We start from the raw sequence: 19663 nt of genomic DNA on the forward strand, positions 1-19663 counted from the left end.
AAGAAAAATGGCAGCGAAAGACGTTAAATTTGGTAATGATGCACGCGTAAAAATGTTAAAAGGCGTGAATATTTTAGCTGATGCAGTAAAAGTAACTTTAGGTCCGAAAGGTCGTAATGTGGTATTAGACCGTGCATACGGTGCTCCAACAATTACTAAAGATGGTGTATCGGTTGCTCGTGAAATCGAATTAGAAGATAAATTTGAAAATATGGGTGCTCAAATGGTGAAAGAGGTTGCCTCTAAAGCCAATGATGCCGCCGGTGATGGTACAACAACTGCAACGGTATTAGCTCAAGCGATCGTAAATGAAGGCTTGAAAGCGGTTGCAGCCGGTATGAACCCAATGGATTTAAAACGTGGTATCGATAAAGCAGTTGCCGCAGTTGTTGAAGAATTAAAAGTGATTTCAAAACCGTGTGAAACTTCCAAAGAGATCGAGCAAGTGGGAACAATTTCTGCAAACTCAGATTCAACTGTCGGTCAATTAATTGCTCAAGCAATGGAAAAAGTGGGCAAAGAGGGCGTAATTACTGTTGAAGACGGCACAGGTTTAGAAGATGCGTTAGATGTGGTTGAAGGTATGCAGTTTGATCGCGGCTACTTATCACCATATTTCATCAATAAACCTGAAGCTGGCACAGTAGAGTTGGAGAATCCGTACATTCTTTTAGTGGATAAAAAAGTGTCTAACATCCGTGAATTATTACCGGTGTTAGAGGGTGTTGCGAAAGCGGGCAAACCGTTAGTGATTATTGCAGAAGATATCGAAGGTGAAGCGTTGGCTACTTTAGTGGTGAACACAATGCGTGGTATCGTGAAAGTGGCTGCGGTGAAAGCACCAGGATTTGGCGATCGCCGTAAAGCGATGTTACAAGATATTGCGATCTTAACTGCAGGTACTGTGATTTCGGAAGAGATCGGTATGGAGCTTGAAAAAGCAACTTTAGAAGAGTTAGGTCAAGCAAAACGTGTGGTGATCTCTAAAGATAACACAACGATTATTGACGGCATTGGTGATGAAACTCAAATTAAAGGTCGTGTAGCACAAATTCGTCAGCAAATCGAAGATTCAACGTCAGATTACGACAAAGAAAAACTGCAAGAGCGTGTGGCGAAATTAGCAGGCGGTGTTGCTGTGATTAAAGTTGGTGCAGCAACAGAAGTGGCAATGAAAGAGAAGAAAGATCGTGTTGATGATGCCTTACACGCAACTCGTGCAGCGGTGGAAGAGGGTATCGTCCCAGGCGGCGGCGTGGCATTAGTGCGTGCGGCAACCAAAGTAGCGGTAACCTTAAAAGGCGACAATGAGGAACAAAATGTGGGTATCAAACTTGCCCTTCGTGCGATGGAAGCACCTTTACGCCAAATCGTAGCAAATGCCGGTGAAGAGTCTTCAGTGGTTGCTCGCAACGTGAAAGATGGTTCGGGTAACTATGGTTATAATGCAGGTACAGAGCAGTATGGCGATATGTTAGAAATGGGTATTTTAGATCCAACTAAAGTAACCCGTTCAGCATTACAATTTGCGGCTTCTATTGCAGGTTTAATGATCACGACAGAATGTATGATCACAGACTTACCAAAAGAAGAAAAATTAGATCCAGCTGCAATGGGCGGTATGGGTGGAATGGGCGGAATGATGTAATCGTTTATTCTTAATGAATAAAAGCTACTGAAAACTGATCTGACCCCAAAAAGTTAGACTCATTTAATTCAAGGACTGAGTTCTGTATTCCACAGGGCTGAGTCCTTTTAGTTTCACTTGAATATGCTCATTGTTGTAGTAATGAATGTAATCGTGAATAGCTTTCTTCAGTTCGGCAAAGGTTTCAAATCGCTTGCCAAAATAGCATTCTGTTTTCAAACGTCCAAAAAAACTTTCCATTGCCCCATTATCCAAGCAGTTTCCTTTTCTTGACATACTTTGCCTAATGCCGTTTTTTCGACAAATTTCCCTAAAACTTGCCATCTGATATTGCCGACCTTGGTCAGAATGCAGTATCGGTTTTGCACCGTTAAGCTTTGCTATCGCCTGCGTCATCATTCGGCTAATCTGCTCAAAATGAGGGCTTTCTGCTAAATCATAGGCGATAATTTCACCATTGAACAAATCCTTGATTGGCGATAAATAGAGCTTGCCTTCTGCACATTTAAATTCCGTGATATCAGTAACCCATTTCTCATTGGGCTTGGTGGTTTGGAAATTTCGTCCCAACAGATTATCCGCAATCTTACCCACTTACCATTGATACGAGCGGTATTGTAATGCCTTTACGAGATTTGCCTTTTCCGCATTTTTTGTTGGTTGTACTCCTGCAACTTTTTTAGTAAAGCTACCTCCGCTTCCAATTCTAAAATGCGATAACGCAAGCGTTCTTCTTCGGTTTGGGGTGGCGGTGGCATTTTCGGGTATTTCGGTTTCATTGTCGGACGACCTTTGAGTTTGGGAAATAAACCGTTTATACCCTGTTTATCAAAAGCTTGCAACCATTGACTGATGATACCTGAATTGGCAATCCCAAAATGAAAGCAAGCGTTTCTTGCAGAAAATTGTCCGTTTTTGACCGCTTGTACAACGGATAATTTAAATTCGGGTGAGTAAATCCGCTTTTTACCTAAAACAGCTAACCCATTGTTTCCATTATAATTATATTGGTGAATCCAACGCTCTAATGTTGTTTTGGCAAGCTGAAAATGCTGACGGGTGAGAGATCGATTTTTCCCGTTTTGAAGATAAAATTCGATCACTTGTTGTTTGAAAGATAGGTTGTATTTAGTCATAAAAAATCTGCACCTTATCAGTTGGTTATTTAGTCCAACTTTTGGGGGGCAGATCATATTGGATGCTTTTTTATTACTTACTAGCGAATAACAAGCGGTCAAAATACTGTTTAAATTTACAAAAAATTTAAATAAAGTATTGACACTGTTTTTTTACACAGTAAAATAACCTGTATAAAAAGACAGATAGAGGATCTCACAATGGCTTCATTAAAACAAATTTCAACACAAACGGTATCTCATCAACCGATTCCGCTTTATCGGGATTTTAACAGTAGTCGTTCTGTAAAACTTGATCTTAATTCACTTTGCATTAAACGCCCAACGGATACGTTTTTCATTCACGTTAAAAACCCTAACTTAATTGCGTGGGGAATTGAACTTGATGATCTGCTGATTGTAGAAAATACCGACCACTATTTAGTGAATGACTTATTGGTGCTAGAAAAGAATGGTGAATACAAATTCTATCAATTCTTTAGTGAGCTTGAAAATGCACAAGGCGTGAATGAAAAAATTCTATTTTCATTAGATGTAAGCGAACCAAACTTAAGAATTACTGATTGGAATGAAGTCAAAATTTCCGGCGTGATTACAAACGTAGTACATCAAATGCGTACTCGTGGAACATTTACACAAAGTAAGCAACGAGTAGCATAATAGAAATAAAAAATAAGGGCACTAGTCCCCTTATTCATTCTTTAAATTACTCGGCGAGATTGAGTGTAAGTTCTTGACCAATAACGTTCTGATAATGAGCTGGTAGTTACACCTTGACTTGAACTTGCGTGAACAAATTTACCGTTACCGATATAAACACCTACGTGGTTATTTTTACGGAAGAAAACTAAATCGCCCGGGCGTAAATCTGATTTTGAAATAGAGCGTCCAATATAGCGTTGTTCTGCAGTTGAGCGAGGCATATCTCTATTAAATGCTTTCTCCATCACTTCACGCACGAAAGCAGAACAGTCAATACCGGCTTTAGTTGTACCGCCCATTCGATAGCGTGTACCAACCCAGTTGCGATAAACACTATTAATACGATTACTGCTACTCGCAGTTTGTTCTGCACGTGGAGAATGTTGAGGGCGATTTGTTGAGATCGAAGATTTAGATAATCTTTCTGCTTTACTTGCAATGATTTGATTAGGTGTTGCTGGTTTTGTACTTAAACTCGCAACAGCAATGGAAGAATAACTACCAAAAACAGCCAAAATGGAAGTAATGAATAACGGTTTTAGTGTTACTACAAAAAGATTTTTTTTCATAATTAATATCTCGTCTCGCCAGAACAATTACAGCGGTTTATTCCTTAAATTACGATCTTTAGAAGATCAAAAAACATACAAAACAAAAGTCTGGATCGCTCCAGACCAACATCTCGGACCAGTATAACCTATTTTAGTTCCAATGTGCGAAGGAATTTTATTTCATCTGCCCAAATTTCAGGCAATATTGTTTCTAAAATAAGCGGAATGCGGTCAAAATTTGAACTCTGCATAATAAATGTAAAAACTTCTGTACCAATTGTGCCTTCTCTTAGCGTATGGTGTCTATCTACACGGCTACCTAATGGCGTTTTTGAACCATTTAAGTGCATCCCTTTTAAATAATGGAAACCAACCGTTTGATTAAAGTCATTAAATACTGCTTCGCTTTTTTCATAGGAGCTAATATCGTAACCAGCCGAGAATAAATGACAAGTATCCAAACATACGCCAACTCGATTTTTATCTTCTACTTGCTCAATAATTTTTGCTAAATGGTCAAAATGCCAACCTAAATTAGAGCCTTGTCCTGCCGTATTTTCAATAACTGCTATCACATTTGGCACTGTTTCAACTGCCATATTGATAGATTCTGCAATTCGAGACAAACAATCTTGTTCAGAAATTTTCTTTAAGTGCGATCCAGGGTGGAAATTCAACAATTTCAAGCCAAGCTGATTAGCCCTACTCATCTCATCAATAAATGCAGTGCGAGATTTTGCTAACGCTTCTGCTTCTGGGTTACCTAAATTAATTAAATAACTATCGTGTGGCAAAATTTGCTCTGCTGAAAAATGATGTGCTGCACAAAATCGCTTAAATTTTTCAATAGTATCGCCTTTTAATGGCGGAGCTTGCCATTGACGTTGATTTTTAGTAAACAACGCAAAAGCATTCGCTCCAATTTCTACCGAACGCAGAACCGCATTTTCCACACCACCCGAAGCACTCACGTGAGCCCCAATATATTTCATTCTGTCCTCTCTGATGTTCTGTTATACTAACACTACTTTTATTTACCTATTTCACATTATATGAGCGAAACAACTATTAACGATTTTTCACTGCTTTGCCGTCTATTTGGCAATTTATTTTACCGTAACCCAACAGATCCGATTCTAGCCGGTACATTTAATTGGCTTGCACAAGGCGGATTACGACAACATTGGGCATTAAGCACAGATGCACAAAGCGAGAATGCGTTGAATATTTTGCAAAAGAGTGCTAACCCTACGCAATTAAAAGCAAGCTATCAAGCACTTTTTGCAGAAAATGGGGCTATTGCTACAACAATTTCTACCTATGGTTTATCTGTTGAGGATTTTGTAACATTCCGCCAAGAGCGAGCAATGCCCGCATTAGAGAATGCAGATCACGTTGCATTATTACTTTTAACCGCCTCGTGGATTGAAGACAATCTTGACTCTACACTTGCACAAAAAACACTATTTGAGCGTTTTTTGCTCCCTTGTGCCAGTCAATTTTTAGGTAAAGTAGAAGCCTTTGATAGTGGTTTTTATAAAGCTCTGGCTCAATTAACCCGTGATGCCTTAAGTGCTATGGCTGATGAGCTTGAAGAAAGCGAGCAAGAAGCAGTAGAATAAACAACCAATTCAACTAAGTGAATTTGGATATGAGGACTTGGATATGAAAATAGCAAAATTAGGTTTAACCCTTTCGCTTTCATTCATTTTAACTGCCTGTGCCTTAACGCCTGAACAACAAGCGGAACGCCGAGCGAAACAAGTAAGAGCGGAACAAGATTTGCAAGTACAACTGGCAAAACAATGCGATGTTGAAGCCGCAGAATTAATGCACCAACAATTTAATCCGCCGCTTAGTCAAACAGAAAAAGAAGAAGCTGAATTTAAAAAGCGTTATGCAGAAAAAGTTAATGACCCAATGTTTCAAGCCTGTTATAAAATGGCGTGGCAAAACTACAAATCTCAGTTAGAACTGGAAGAAATGCGTTGGAATTACGAGAGAGAAATGTATTGGGGCGGTTGGGATAGCTGGCGTTATTGCTATTATTGTTGGTAATAAATACAAGCGGTCATTTTTCTTCGATTTTTTGTAAAAAACTTGAGAAAAATAACCGCTTGTTAAAGCCAAATTCTTATTTTGCGTTTTGCTTCGCCCAATCTAAGAAACGTTTTTGGGTTTCTTTATCCGCTTTTTGGAATAAAAGTTGTAATTCAGCGTCTGAGACTTTATTTGTATCGACAATAATTTGTCCTTTTGCCTCAAACGGTGCTGTCGCAAATTTTTCAACAGACGCAACATTCTTAGCTAAATTATATTTACTCAAGTTTTCTTCCACACGCGTACTCGCTAAAAAACCTTCGCCTTTTAAGAAATCTTGCTTGTGAGCAATCACTTTTCCTGAATCGGTTTTAATCGTTACCGTTTGGTTTTCTTTAAATTTATGCAGATCTAATTTTGATTTTAATCTCGGAGTTTCTAATTTGGCATTTTCCGCTGCACCTTGAAAGGTCAAGATCATTTGATCGGAATTAAAGTAATCGCCATCAATTGTTCCACCAACTTCCACAACAACTTGATGAGTTTTATTTTCACTGATTTGCACAGAAGTTGTTCCTTTTTTTACTCGCTGTCCATCAAAAGCTAAAATTTCTACCATTGATGAGGAACTTAATGTACCGGCAACGCTTAGAGAACTTACAACTAACGCTGCCGCCGTTAATACCATTTTGGTTAATTTCATTTAAAACCCCTAAAATAATTTACGAAACAAAAAGATTTTGCTTATCCTATGCTAATTTGAATGAAAATAGCAATGTTTTATTTGATTTGTTACCGAATTTGCTTATTATAAGCGTAATTTATTTAACTGGAACAAACTATGAGTGATGAGCAGCAAAATATAAATACAACTGAAAAATCGGAGAAAAAATCCATTTTACACTCTCTATTTAGTGGGCTTTTTCAAAATGAGCCTAAAAACCGTGAAGATTTGGTTGAGGTCATTCGAGATTCTGTTGAGAATGAACTGATTGATAGCGACACCAGAGAAATGCTTGAAGGGGTAATGGAAATCTCTGAATTACGGGTTCGGGATATTATGATTCCTCGTTCACAAATTGTATTTATTGATGCTAATGAACCGCTAGAAATTTTTATTGATGTGATTGTGGAATCCGCCCACTCACGTTTTCCTGTTATTCGTGGCGAGAAAGATACCATTGAAGGCATTCTGCATTCAAAAGATTTGCTCAAATATTTACGTTCTGATTCTGAGCCATTTAATCTGCAAGAAATTCTACGCCCAGCCGTAATTGTGCCGGAAAGTAAGCGATTAGACAGAATGTTAAAAGAATTCCGTTCCGAGCGTTTTCATATGGCAGTCGTAGTTGATGAATTTGGGGCTGTATCCGGTTTAGTTACTATTGAAGATATTCTTGAACAAATTGTTGGGGATATTGATGATGAGTTCGATGAAGAAGAAGTGAAGCCGATTCGCCAACTTTCGAGACATACTTATGCTGTGTTACCACTTACTGATATTAAAAAATTCAATGAGTTTTTTGCAACCAACTTCAATGATGAAGAGGTTGATACCATTGGTGGGCTGATAATGAAAGCATTTGGTTACTTCCCAAAACGTGGCGAACAAATTGAACTGGAAGGCATTGGTTTTAAAGTAACTTCTGCTAATAGTCGCCAGTTAATTCAACTGCGAGTAACGCTTTCTGATGAACAATTAGAAAAAATGGAACAACACTCGCAAAGCGAAGAAGAATAAATTTTTTAATTATCTAAAAGGCACATTTAGGCGTGCCTCTCTTATTTAGTGAGAACTATGAATTTTGCAAAAAATCCACCAATTATAACCGCTTGTATTGCTACTCTACTGCTAGGTGCAGTTGGCACTTTCGCCTACTCTCCGTTTGATATTTGGGTTCTCGCCTTTATCTCCTGTGCAGGCTTAATTTGGGCGGCAACACTTGAGCAGAGAAAAACCGCATTGTGGGCAACATTCGCTTGGTCTATAGGCTATTTCTGCACAGGCGTGAACTGGGTATCGGTCAGTATGACCCAATTCGGCGGAGTGCCTGTAGTCGTTAGTTATATCGCTGTTTTTCTACTTGCTTGTTATTTAGCCATTTATAACTTGCTCTTTAGCGTTCTCTCACGCAAATTCAGGCTGAATAATCCGTTTGCTCTTGCAGCAATTTTCACATTTAGCGAATATTTGCGTGGCGTGGTATTTACAGGTTTCCCTTGGCTACAATTTGGTTATAGCTTAATTGATAGTCCTTTTGCCGGTATCGCTCCAATTTTTGGGGTAGAAGGATTAACTTTCTTTGTAGTAGTAGCGAGTGGCTATTTAGTCAAACTGCTGAAGCAAGAAAGCAAACCACTCAAATCACTCGCCTTACTAGCGGTCATTTTTTCGTTAAGTTTTGTAACTCGCTTCCTTAACTTTGTGCAAATTGATGAAGAAAAACAACCGCTTGTAGTAAGCCTTGTACAAGGAAATATTGAGCAGAAAATGAAATGGGATCCTCAGCATTTCAATTTTAGTGTAAAAACCTACGAGCAACTCATTCTGCCTTATTTAGGTAAAACCGATGTAATTATTTTGCCTGAATCTGCAATCCCAGCTCTTGAAAATCAAATTGGCGGCATTTTAGGTGCTTTAGATAATCTCTCTCGCCAAACCGGTAGTGAGATTATTATCGGCACGCTCTATGAAAATGAGAAAGCGGAATTGTTTAATAGCACCGTGCTGTTAGGGCAAGACAAGCCTTACGATTTACACGCCAGCAAGCGTTATAACAAACACCATCTAGTGCCATTTGGTGAATATGTGCCCTTTGGCTCGGTATTGGATTGGATGCGAGAAGTCTTTATTCTACCTATTAATCTTTCTCAAGGCAGCTTTATTCAAAGCCCAATGATGGCAAAAAACAACCGTTTTAATCTGGCAATTTGCTATGAAATTATTTTTGGCGATCAGGTGCAACAAAACCAAAAAAGCCAAAATGCGGATTATCTCTTAACCATTACTAATGATGCGTGGTTTGGCTCAAGTATTGGTCCGTGGCAACATTTCCAAATGGCAAGAATGCGAGCGTTAGAACTTGGCAAACCACTTGTACGAGCAGCAAATACCGGGATCACTGCTATTGTGGATGCAAATGGAAAAGTTATTCAGCAACTGCCTCAATTTACCACAGAGGTGCTGACCGCTACCCTCAAGCCAACCAAAGGCGATACGCCTTTCAAACAATTGGGCTCTTGGCTGATTTATGGATTGAGTTTAATCTGTTTAATCATTAGCTTCTTGATTAGAAGAAGATAAAAAAATCCCCTTAGCATTTTCGTTCTAAGGGGATTTTTTAATTTGTTAGCCTAACATTTTTAATAGGTTAGCCATTTCGATCGCAACCATCGCACACTCTTCGCCTTTATTACCGGCTTTAGTGCCTGAACGCTCAATCGCCTGCTCTAAGTTTTCTACGGTTAAAATACCGTTGATAATCGGCACACCGGTTTCTAATGCAGAACTACTAATGCCTTTTGCTGATTCATTTACCACCACATCATAATGGCTGGTTGCTCCACGCACCACCGCACCTAAACAGATAATCGCATCATATTTCCCACTTTGTGCCATTTTTTTTGCTGCAATTGAGATTTCTAATGCACCCGGTACCCAAACAGTATCAATATTTTCTGCTTCCACTCCGTGACGAAGCAATTTATCAGTTGCACCGTTGAGCAGTTGATCAATAAAGATTTTATGCCAGTTCGTTGCCACAATACCGAATTTTAAACCTGTCGCAATATAATTACCTTGAAATGTTGCCATTTTTTGTTTTCCTTCTTTAAAAATAAATTTGATATTTCAATTAAGAACTACAAGCGGTCATTTTTTACTAAATGTTTGCAAATTACCCTTGTACCAGAGAATTTCATTAAAAATTAAACATATGTCGCATTTTGTGCTGTTTAACTTTGAGGTATTCCAAATCGTGTTCGTTTGGCTCAACCATAATTGGCTCACGAGCGACCACATTTAAACCTTGTTCAATAAGTCCTTCAATTTTTGCAGGATTATTAGTGAGCAAACGAATAGACTTCACACCAAGCTTTTCAAACATTTGAGCCGCAATGTAATATTCACGCTCATCATCTTTAAAGCCTAGTGCAAGATTGGCTTCCACAGTATCCATTCCTCTGTCTTGCAATTCATAAGCACGTAGTTTGTTGATTAAGCCAATGCCTCGCCCTTCTTGGCGTAAATAAAGTACGACACCTCTGCCCTCTGCTTCAACTTGGCTCATTGCCGCAGCAAATTGTTGCCCACAATCGCAACGTTGAGAACCAAACGCATCACCAGTTAAACATTCTGAATGAATACGGCATAACACATTTTCGCCATCGCCAATCTCGCCTTTTACCAGTGCAACGTGCTCTTTGCCAGATAAAGTTTCAACAAAGCTATGTGCTTTAAATTCACCATATTTAGTCGGCATATTCACAACCGATACTACATCAACCAGGCTATCGTGTTTTCTACGATACTCTTGCAGCTGCTGAATGGTAATAAACGGAATATTATGCTCTTTCGCAAAAGCTTGAAGTTCAGGCATTTGCATCATCGTGCCGTCTTCTGCCATAATTTCACAGCAAAGTCCTGCCGGTTTTAAACCTGCAAGACGAGCCAAATCCACCGTAGCTTCAGTATGACCGTTACGCACCAGCACACCACCGTCTTTAGCGACTAAGGGAAAAACGTGCCCCGGGCGGCGGAAATCTTCTGCTTTTGCGTTCTCATCTAATATTTTCATACAAGTGAGAGAACGCTCAAAAGCCGAAATGCCAGTGCCCGTCTCAATATGATCGACAGAAACGGTAAACGCTGTTTGATGATTATCTTTATTTACGACCACCATCGGGTGAAAATCCAATCGCTCCGCAATGTCGGTAGAAATAGGCGTACAAATTAAACCTTTGCCATATTTCGCCATAAAATTGATATTTTCCGGTGTAGCAAATTCTGCTGCACAGATGAAATCGCCCTCGTTTTCACGATCCGCATCATCACTGACTAAAATAATTTTACCTGCGGCAATCGCTTGAATAGCTTCTTCTACAGTTGAAAATTTAAACATTATTTATCCTTTTAAAATCCTGCATTTTTTAGAAAATCGACCGTAAGTTTACTCGGTGGGTTTTCAGGTTCTTTTTTCAATAAAAACTGTTCGATATATTTACCGACAATATCGTTTTCTAAATTCACAAGGCTACCGATTTTTTTCGAGCCTAAATTTGTTTCTTTGATCGTATGCGGAATAATCGATACACGAAATGATTCGTCATTCACATCAACTACGGTTAAGCTAATGCCATCAATAGTAATTGAGCCTTTCTCAATGATATAACGCAACAGTTTCGGCGAAGCATTGATACGATACCAAGTGGCATTATCCGCAGGAGTAATTTCGGCAACGGTGCCTGTTCCGTCAATATGACCTGACACAATATGCCCTCCGAAACGTCCATTTGCCGCCATTGCTCTCTCTAAATTAACCGGACTGTTTAGGCTCAATTCGCCAAGTGAAGTGCGTTTTAGGGTTTCCGACATCACATCTGCGGTAAATTGCTCTTTCGTAAAAGAAGTTACCGTTAAACAAACACCATTTACCGCAATGCTATCGCCTAATTGCACATCAGTAAGCACTTTTTTAGCTTTGACAGTAACAACCGCAAATTCGCCTTGCTTTTTGAGTTGTGCGATTTGACCGACTTCTTCGATAATACCTGTGAACATTTTTATTCCTTACTTAACAACATAATCCAACAAAATATCGTCGCCAATCAACTCTGTGGACTTCAATTCTAATTTTACTGCTTCGGCTAAATTGCTAACGCCTTCGCCACCAATCGGGGTTTTAGCCTCTTTACCACCAATCAATTTCGGGGCAATATAACAATGCACTCGGTTTACACAACCTGATTTTAATGCACTGAAATTCAGATTTGAGCCACCCTCAATTAACAAACTGTCAATTTGCATTTCGCCTAGTTTTTGCAAAAGATCGAGCAAATCTACCCGCTTGTTATCCGCTTTTGTTACAACAATGTCCACACCAAGTTGTTGATAGGCTTCGTGGGCTTTCGTGTCATCATTTAATGTTGCAATAACGGTGCGATATTCTTTTGCTGTTTGCACTAATTTGCAATCTAGTGGCGTTCTTAACTGACTATCACAAACAATTCTCACAGGTTGCTTGGCATTTGGCATTCGGCTATTGAGCATCGGATCATCAGCCAATACTGTTTCAACACCGACCATAATTGAGCTGTATTGATGGCGGGTTTCTTGTACTTTTGCCCGAGCTTGTTCGCCCGTAATCCATTTTGATTCACCTGTACTTGTGGCTATTTTCCCGTCCGCCGTCATCGCATATTTCAGTAACACATAAGGGCGTTTGGTTTGAATGTAGTGAAAGAAAATCGGGTTAAGCTCATCGCACTCTGCTCGCATAAAATCTTCAACCACTTCCACACCGGCCGCTCGAAGCTGTTTCGCCCCTTTGCCCGACACCAGCGGATTAGGATCTCGTGAGCCAATAAACACTTTTTTGATGCCTCGCTCGATTAATAAATCGGAGCAAGGCGGCGTTCGCCCATAATGGCAACAAGGCTCAAGGGTAACGTAAGCAGTAGCTCCTACCAAATCCTGCTCGGAGCGTAAAATCGCATTACGTTCAGCGTGCCATTCTCCGTATTTTTCGTGGTAACCTTCAGCGATAATTTCGCCATCTTTTACAATTACACAACCTACTAAAGGGTTCGGATTTGTCCAACCTTTTGCTTTCTTGGCAAGTTCAATGGCATAAGCCATATATTGAGCATCTTTCATACAAATTTTTGATAAATTGAGGGCGTGATGAAAAGATTATTTTCAATACAAGCGGTGAAATTTTAGGAAAATTTTGCAATTCCGGTTGTGATTAAAAATAATGAAGCCTTGAAATCTTACGATCTCAAGGCTTGCAAAAAAGGAATGAAAAACAACCGCTTGCACAGTGCTTTCAATATGATAACCTCTTCTTCCATCCAGACTATAACTGTCGGTACCGGAGTTTCACCGGTTCCTGCCAAACCTTTTTCGTTTCGCTCGCGGACTTTACCGCCGATCGGGAATTTCACCCTGCCCTGAAGATTAAAATTGGTGAGAATTCTGCTCGCATTCTAAGTTTATGTCAAGCAAGAAATTGAGCAAATTGCTCTGGTTTTAACGATTGATTAAATCGTCATCATCTACTGTTTAAGCCTATTGAGTTTTTTTAATATAAATCAAATTTTCCCTTGTTTTTCCCAAATTCGTCCTCATAATGGGATAACGATATTTTAGATAGAGAGAGCAAATTTATGGCACCAAGAAAAAAGAAAGCAATTGAATTACCACTACTTCCATTGCGTGATGTGGTGGTGTTCCCATATATGGTTATGCCGTTATTTGTAGGTCGTGAAAAATCAATTCAAGCCCTACGTTCGGCGATGGATTCAAACAAACAACTGTTTTTAGTTACTCAACAAGACCCGAATAAAGAAGAACCAAGCAAAGACGATATGTATTCTGTTGGCGTAACGGCTAACATCATTCAAATGTTAAACTTGCCGGATGGCACGGTAAAAGTGCTGGTTGAAGGTCAATTTCGTGCAAAAATTGAGCAAATTCACGATGATGAAAACGGCTTCTGGGCGGCAATTCAGCCTATTTATTCTGAATATGATGAAGAAAATGAAGAATTAAAAACTATTGCTAAAACAACTTTAACCGAATTTGAAAATTACGTTAAAAATAATAAGAAAATTCCAGCGGAAATTATTCCTAAACTGCAAAAAATTACGCTTGAAGATCGCTTAGCAGATACGATTGCCTCTAACTTAATTGCTCCGGTAAAGAAAAAACAGGAACTGTTAGAGCAACCGAATCTCATTGCTCGTTTTGAAGCCTTATTAATTGCGATGGCAACGGAAATGGATACCCTTGAAACAGAAACTCGTATCCGTAACCGTGTGAAGCAACAAATGGAGAAAAACCAGCGTGATTACTATCTCAATGAGCAAATCAAAGCCATTCAGAAAGAATTAGGCAATGGTGATGATGTTGAGCAAAGTGAGTTAGATAAGCTCAAAGAGAAAATTGATGCATCTAAATTACCAACAGATGTAAAAGAGAAATTGGATAATGAATTTAAAAAGCTAAAAGCAATGCCGCAAAGCTCGTCAGAAGCAACGGTTGTGCGTACTTATATCGACTGGATTTTACAAATGCCTTGGCATAAAAAATCGGCGGTAAAGAAAGATTTAGCTAAAGCACAGGAAATTCTGGATAAAGACCATTATGGTTTAGAACGAGTGAAAGATCGTATTGTGGAATATCTTGCGGTACAAAGCCGTTTAAATAAATTGAAAGGTCCAATCCTCTGCTTAGTTGGTCCTCCGGGTGTTGGTAAAACCTCACTAGGACAATCTATTGCCAATGCAACAGGACGTAAATATGTACGTATGGCGTTAGGTGGTGTACGTGATGAGGCGGAAATTCGTGGTCATCGTCGTACTTACATTGGATCAATGCCGGGTTCTCTAATGATGAAAATGGCGAAAGTTGGCGTTCGTAACCCACTGTTTTTATTAGATGAAATCGACAAAATGGCACAAGATATGCGTGGCGATCCAGCCTCAGCGTTGCTTGAAGTATTAGACCCGGAGCAAAATAAAGCCTTTAACGACCACTATTTAGAAGTAGATTACGATTTATCTGATGTAATGTTTGTGGCAACCTCAAACTCAATGAACATTCCACCGGCATTGCTAGATCGTATGGAAGTCATTCGTCTTTCAGGCTATACCGAAGATGAAAAAATGCACATTGCTCGCGATCATTTACTAGCTAAACAGCAAGAAAATAATGGATTACAAGAAGGCGAACTCACAGTGGAAGATGGTGCAATTTTAAGCATTATCCGCTACTACACCCGTGAAGCCGGTGTGCGTGGGCTTGAACGAGAAATTGCTAAAATCTGCCGTAAAGCCGTAAAAGCTTTAGTGCTAGATAAAAAATTGAAATCGATCACGGTTTCTGAGAGCAATATTGAAGACTATTTAGGTGTAAAACGCTTTGACTACGGCAAAATGGATAGCCAAAACCGCATTGGGGAAGTAACAGGTTTGGCGTGGACAGAAGTGGGCGGCGATTTATTAACCATTGAAACTGCCTCTGTGGCGGGTAAGGGTAAATTCTCTTACACGGGTTCATTAGGCGATGTGATGAAAGAATCTATCCAAGCGGCAATGGTTGTAGTTCGCTCTCGTGCAGATAAATTGGGTATTGCGGCAGACTTCCACGAAAAACGTGATATCCACGTTCACGTACCCGATGGAGCAACACCAAAAGATGGTCCAAGTGCCGGTATTGCAATGTGTACCGCATTAATTTCAAGCTTAACAGGCAACCCTGTTCGTAAAGAAGTCGCAATGACAGGCGAAATCAGCCTACGTGGAAAAGTATTGCCAATCGGCGGCTTAAAAGAGAAACTGCTAGCCGCTCATCGTGGTGGTATTACAACGGTTATTATTCCAAAAGAGAATGAAAAAGACTTGGAGGAAATTCCGGAAAATGCCAAAGCAGCATTAAATATTCACGCCGTAGAGACGATTGATGAAGTGCTTGCAATTGCTCTTGAAAACCCACCGATGGGAATTGAAGCATTGCCAAAAGCAGAAATTAAGGTGAAAAAACCACGTGCAAAAGCAACGGTTCAATAATAGTAATAAAGGTGCAGTAATGCACCTTTATTTTTTGGATACAAGCGGTCTAATTTTTTATTCATTTTGCAAATTCCTATAAAAATAGGACCGCTTGTTGTTATGCTGTTTTAGACAATAACGCCCAAAATGCGTTGATAATCGGTTCTTGTAACCGCCTTTGCTGAACACAAACACCCAGCTCAAATGGCGTAATCGGCGAAGGTAAATTTAAATATGAAACTTGGTTATTCATTGGGCTATGTTTGATAACCACATCAGGCAATAACGCCACACCAAAACCAAGTGCAACCATTGGTAATATTGCCTCGTGCCCTGTTACTGTAGCATAAATTCTCGGCTCTTTGATTTTCTGCTCTTTAAACCAACGGTCAATACGCTTTCTCACAGGTCCATTCACCGGCAAAATAAAAGGCACATTTTTCCAATCTATCGGCGATTGTTGTAAAATCTGTGTTGCTTGGCAGGCAACGCGAGGAGCAATAATTGAAAGCTCTATATCATCAATGTAGTGAAAAATAATATTATTCGGTAGCAGCTCCGGCTTGCCTGCGATGGCAATATCCGCAGTAAGCGATTGCACTTCGTGCAGGGCTTGTGCCGGGTCTCCTGTGGTTAGCTTAATATCTACCTTTGGATACTTCTGTCTAAAACGGGATAAGATCGGTGGTAAATGGCTATAAGAGGCTGTTACAGAACAAAACACTTTCAACTCGCCTTCTAACTCGCCTTGCGTAGGCGAAATTTGACTTTGAAGTTGCTGCCATTGTACCCAACCTTGCTGAGCAAATTCTAAGAACTTTTCCCCTGCTTCGGTAAGATGAACCTGTCTATTATCCCGCAAAAATAACGGCTGCCCCACCTCTTCTTCCATACGCTGAATATGGCGAGTAAGGGTTGAAGCCGTCATATAATTTTTTTCCGCACTACGAATAAAACTTCGAGTTTGGACAATATCTAGGAACAGTTTTAGGCTTTGGAATTCCATTATTTAAGACCTCTTAACTTCCTTAAAAAATATATAACTTGGTATTTAATTGCTTTTTTCCTGTCCCCTAATTTCCATAACCTTTTTGCAAATCGTCTAAAATTTCTTGTGCTGTTAGGTTTTTCATAATTAATCTTTCCCCAAGGAGAGTTTTTAATATATTCATTATATAATCTTATTTTACCTGCCTCATGCCAAGGCTTAATATCACCTACAAAATGTATAATAGCTAGGTTAGTATTTTTATTATCTAATTTGTCCGGATGAACATTCCATTCAATCCAATTATATTTTTGCTCTAATAATACGATTTTATTATAGAGTAGGATATTTAGTACATCTTGATCAGGATAATCAAATAAATCACTTGAAACCTTCAATAAAAACTCATTAAAAATATTATTTTCATTCCAAAGTTTAATATTAAACAATAATACCCCAGAGTTAAAATACTTATACTTAGCATCTAACCCCTTAACAGATAATCTATTTAGATTAATTAAATCCATCAAGTTATCTTCACTTGCAGCTAAAATGTAGTTATCAATATTTATTTTAAACAAATAAGATATATCATTAACACATAAAGTATCTATATCCAAATATAAGACATTATCAAGATGAGAAAGCACCATTGGAATAGATACTCGATAATATATTGCTGTAGAAAAATGCCCACAAACAGGTAAATTATCAAAATAAGAAGAATTTAGATAGTATAGTGTAATATTACATTTATAACTTGACAGTAGTTTTAGCATCTGAATATCACAATCACTAATATTTGTAACAAACAAATGAAAATTTATATATGCTTCAGCGTTGTTTCTTAATATGGAAAAAATAGATATCCTCATATATTGAGCATAATTTTCATCAGAGCAATAAGCAATATTCCAGGCCGTCTCTTTAGAATGATTTTTAACTATATACTCTACTTTATCTACAATTTGTGAATTAAGCATTTTTATCCAATCCAATTATAATTTAATCATAAATAAAATTATTTTATATAATCAATAATCTTAATCAATCTATCAATATGTTCTTCTAATGTAGGATTATACTTAAGAAGACTATTAGGATTATCTATTCTAAATTTATTTTTAAATGAAAAGTTAATAGTATCATCTAAACTTTTAGAGTTATTTCTATCGAACAAATATCCAAAATTACCTTTCAACACTTCTGAGCAAGCCATATTTTCTGAAAATACTATTGGTGTTCCTGAAAAAATTGATTCTAAGCCAACCAAACCAAAAGGTTCATAGCTTGATGCCATAATTGTAAAATCTGTAGCTTGATATAATTCAGGCATATCTTTCCTAAAGCCTAGAGAAATAATATTTCTTTCCTCTTTCACTGGCGTGCCCGCTACAACTAATTTAATAGGTAAATCGCTATGTTTAAAATACTTAGCAAGTAGATCGAATCCTTTTCGTTTATGTCCTGTTGATGGAAACAAATAGATAACTTCATTATCATTAAAGCCAAATTTTTTACGTAGCTCAGCTCGTCTATCAACATTAACAATATTAAACTTTTTAATATCAAGAGGTGGGTAAATAACCTCTATTTTACTCTCAGGAATATGATAGAATTTAATTAACTCTTTCTTCATTAAATTAGAATGAGCAATAATAATTTTAGAACCATCTAACGCTTTTTTCTCTGTTATTATTTTAATACGATCAGATAAGGTAGGTGATGTATTCGTACTATTTAAATAACCTATATGCTGTCCTCCACAAAATAGAACATCAGCTTTCGTATATGCCATAGAAAGAATTATTTCGTTTTCTCTTTTCTTTCTTTGAATGAAGTGAGAAAAAAGCAGTGTCTTAAATGGTTTTGGAATTAAGCTCAAATTAACTCTAAATGGATTGATTTTCTTATACTCAGATATATTTTTATCAATCATCATAGCATAAACTCTAGGAGATATACCCATACAATAAAAACCATTAACCAAATCAAGAATATAACGCTCTGTACCGCCACCATTTCTAAACTTATTAATTGCGATTGATATATTATTTTTCATATTTAACTCTACTATTCTTCAAATTCATATCATATCTAAACTTATATATATTATCCTTCAACTTGTAATACTCTCTCATTAGTTTCGTAGCTAGAGAACGTTTAGGCTTTTTCATATCAATATTACTTCCCATATTAGAATCAGGTCTAACACAAGCAGGAACTACAGCAAGATAATCTACTCTATTTTCCCAATACCTATCCATTGTAATATCAACATTATAAATCCATTCTTTACTTTGATTTAGAAATTTCACCGCAGCACTCGGAGTTAAAAAATATCCAGTCGCATTTCCCCAACCACTAAAGAATCTTAATACTTGATATTTTGAATTTATATCAAACATTACCTCACCTATATTTTTTCTAATGCTCGGTGATGGGGGAGTTAACCAACAAAACTCAATATTATGATCACTTCCTAAATATTTATATATGTCAAAAAAATCAGTTTGGATATTTGCATCATCTTCTAAAATGATAATAGGCTCACCCAAATCTAGACATTTTTTCCAAAGTAAATAATGACTAGCCCAACAACCAAGTTGAGATAAAGTCATAGGATTTCCTTTACGCTTAAAACGTTCGTGTTCATTATAAAGATTAAATAATGGGGAATCAGGGTTTTCTTTTCCATTTATTGCTTGGAAAAATTGATACTCGACCTCGGGAAAGGACTTAAATTGCTCAATAATAAATTCTCGTCTTTCGTGAGATTTTTCTAAATTAATAACAAAAATAGGAATTTTTTTCATTATTACACCTT

General features: G+C 38.0%; 18 protein-coding genes, 1 pseudogene and 1 riboswitch. Of the genes and pseudogenes, 7 read left to right on the forward strand and 12 right to left on the reverse strand.

Features of this window, described 5'->3' with window-relative positions:
• The first annotated feature begins 7 nt into the window (after nt 1–7).
• Complete coding sequence (gene groL / locus X781_RS07575; protein WP_025236287.1) at nt 8–1648, forward strand: chaperonin GroEL; 1641 nt, start codon at nt 8–10, stop codon at nt 1646–1648.
• A gap of 63 nt (nt 1649–1711) precedes the next feature.
• Here groL and X781_RS12045 read toward each other — a convergent pair.
• Nucleotides 1712–2784, reverse strand: a pseudogene (locus tag X781_RS12045) (IS3 family transposase).
• 201 nt (nt 2785–2985) lie between these two features.
• On the opposite strand from X781_RS12045, the gene X781_RS07590 reads away from it, so the two are divergent.
• The gene (locus X781_RS07590; RefSeq protein ID WP_025236290.1) at nt 2986–3444 is read left to right on the forward strand and encodes a LexA family protein; all 459 of its coding nucleotides are present in this window, start codon (nt 2986–2988) and stop codon (nt 3442–3444) included.
• Between the two features lie 41 nt (nt 3445–3485).
• Here X781_RS07590 and X781_RS07595 read toward each other — a convergent pair whose 3' ends face one another.
• Nucleotides 3486–4055 (reverse strand): C40 family peptidase, encoded by a 570-nt coding sequence (locus tag X781_RS07595; protein WP_025236291.1) that lies wholly within the window; start codon nt 4053–4055, stop codon nt 3486–3488.
• A gap of 128 nt (nt 4056–4183) precedes the next feature.
• Entirely contained in the window at nt 4184–5029 is an 846-nt protein-coding gene (nfo, locus tag X781_RS07600; protein WP_025236292.1) for a deoxyribonuclease IV, read from the reverse strand.
• A gap of 60 nt (nt 5030–5089) precedes the next feature.
• Between nfo and X781_RS07605 the strand changes: the two genes are divergently transcribed.
• Nucleotides 5090–5659 carry a TorD/DmsD family molecular chaperone gene (locus tag X781_RS07605; RefSeq protein WP_025236293.1) on the forward strand — a complete coding sequence of 190 codons (570 nt, stop codon included), beginning with the start codon at nt 5090–5092 and terminating at the stop codon, nt 5657–5659.
• A gap of 43 nt (nt 5660–5702) precedes the next feature.
• Nucleotides 5703–6095 (forward strand): hypothetical protein, encoded by a 393-nt coding sequence (locus tag X781_RS07610; protein ID WP_025236294.1) that lies wholly within the window; start codon nt 5703–5705, stop codon nt 6093–6095.
• Between the two features lie 76 nt (nt 6096–6171).
• On the opposite strand, the gene X781_RS07615 is transcribed toward X781_RS07610, so the two are convergent.
• The gene (locus X781_RS07615) at nt 6172–6780 is read right to left on the reverse strand and encodes a DUF2057 family protein (RefSeq protein WP_025236295.1); all 609 of its coding nucleotides are present in this window, start codon (nt 6778–6780) and stop codon (nt 6172–6174) included.
• A 138-nt stretch (nt 6781–6918) separates the two neighbouring features.
• On the opposite strand from X781_RS07615, the gene corC reads away from it, so the two are divergent.
• Both corC and lnt read left to right on the forward strand, forming a co-directional pair.
• Nucleotides 6919–7818 carry a CNNM family magnesium/cobalt transport protein CorC gene (corC, locus tag X781_RS07620; RefSeq protein ID WP_025236296.1) on the forward strand — a complete coding sequence of 300 codons (900 nt, stop codon included), beginning with the start codon at nt 6919–6921 and terminating at the stop codon, nt 7816–7818.
• Nucleotides 7819–7875: 57 nt separating this feature from the next.
• On the forward strand, nt 7876–9381 hold the full coding sequence (lnt, locus tag X781_RS07625; protein WP_025236297.1) for an apolipoprotein N-acyltransferase: 1506 nt from the start codon (nt 7876–7878) through the stop codon (nt 9379–9381).
• A 45-nt stretch (nt 9382–9426) separates the two neighbouring features.
• Here the strand turns inward: lnt and ribH are convergent, their stop codons facing one another.
• From ribH to ribD, 4 genes are all read right to left on the reverse strand, one after another.
• Nucleotides 9427–9891, reverse strand: coding sequence for a 6,7-dimethyl-8-ribityllumazine synthase (gene ribH / locus X781_RS07630; protein WP_025236298.1), 465 nt, complete (start codon nt 9889–9891; stop codon nt 9427–9429).
• Between the two features lie 106 nt (nt 9892–9997).
• Complete coding sequence (locus tag X781_RS07635; RefSeq protein ID WP_025236299.1) at nt 9998–11197, reverse strand: bifunctional 3,4-dihydroxy-2-butanone-4-phosphate synthase/GTP cyclohydrolase II; 1200 nt, start codon at nt 11195–11197, stop codon at nt 9998–10000.
• 11 nt (nt 11198–11208) lie between these two features.
• Entirely contained in the window at nt 11209–11856 is a 648-nt protein-coding gene (gene ribE / locus X781_RS07640; protein ID WP_025236300.1) for a riboflavin synthase, read from the reverse strand.
• 9 nt (nt 11857–11865) lie between these two features.
• Nucleotides 11866–12951, reverse strand: a complete 1086-nt coding sequence (ribD, locus tag X781_RS07645) for a bifunctional diaminohydroxyphosphoribosylaminopyrimidine deaminase/5-amino-6-(5-phosphoribosylamino)uracil reductase RibD (protein ID WP_025236301.1) — start codon at nt 12949–12951, stop codon at nt 11866–11868.
• A 181-nt stretch (nt 12952–13132) separates the two neighbouring features.
• Nucleotides 13133–13259, reverse strand: a riboswitch (FMN riboswitch).
• A gap of 204 nt (nt 13260–13463) precedes the next feature.
• Between ribD and lon the strand changes: the two genes are divergently transcribed.
• Complete coding sequence (lon, locus tag X781_RS07650) at nt 13464–15866, forward strand: endopeptidase La (RefSeq protein WP_025236302.1); 2403 nt, start codon at nt 13464–13466, stop codon at nt 15864–15866.
• A 100-nt stretch (nt 15867–15966) separates the two neighbouring features.
• Here the strand turns inward: lon and ilvY are convergent, their stop codons facing one another.
• Genes ilvY through X781_RS07670 form a run of 4 tightly spaced genes read right to left on the reverse strand, consistent with a single transcriptional unit; the run spans nt 15967 to nt 19652 of the window.
• Nucleotides 15967–16854, reverse strand: a complete 888-nt coding sequence (ilvY, locus tag X781_RS07655) for an HTH-type transcriptional activator IlvY (protein ID WP_025236303.1) — start codon at nt 16852–16854, stop codon at nt 15967–15969.
• Nucleotides 16854–17819: a glycosyltransferase family 8 protein gene (locus X781_RS07660; protein ID WP_025236304.1), complete on the reverse strand. Its 966-nt coding sequence runs from the start codon at nt 17817–17819 to the stop codon at nt 16854–16856. The genes ilvY and X781_RS07660 overlap by 1 nt, the downstream gene beginning before the upstream one ends.
• Nucleotides 17820–17857: 38 nt before the next feature.
• Nucleotides 17858–18898 (reverse strand): glycosyltransferase family 4 protein, encoded by a 1041-nt coding sequence (locus X781_RS07665; protein ID WP_025236305.1) that lies wholly within the window; start codon nt 18896–18898, stop codon nt 17858–17860.
• Entirely contained in the window at nt 18888–19652 is a 765-nt protein-coding gene (locus X781_RS07670) for a glycosyltransferase family 25 protein (protein ID WP_025236306.1), read from the reverse strand. Before X781_RS07670 ends, X781_RS07665 begins: the two co-directional genes overlap by 11 nt.
• Between the last annotated feature and the right edge of the window lie 11 nt (nt 19653–19663).

It is taken from the genome of Mannheimia sp. USDA-ARS-USMARC-1261 (assembly GCF_000521605.1).
Classification (GTDB): Bacteria; Pseudomonadota; Gammaproteobacteria; order Enterobacterales; family Pasteurellaceae; genus Mannheimia; species Mannheimia indoligenes.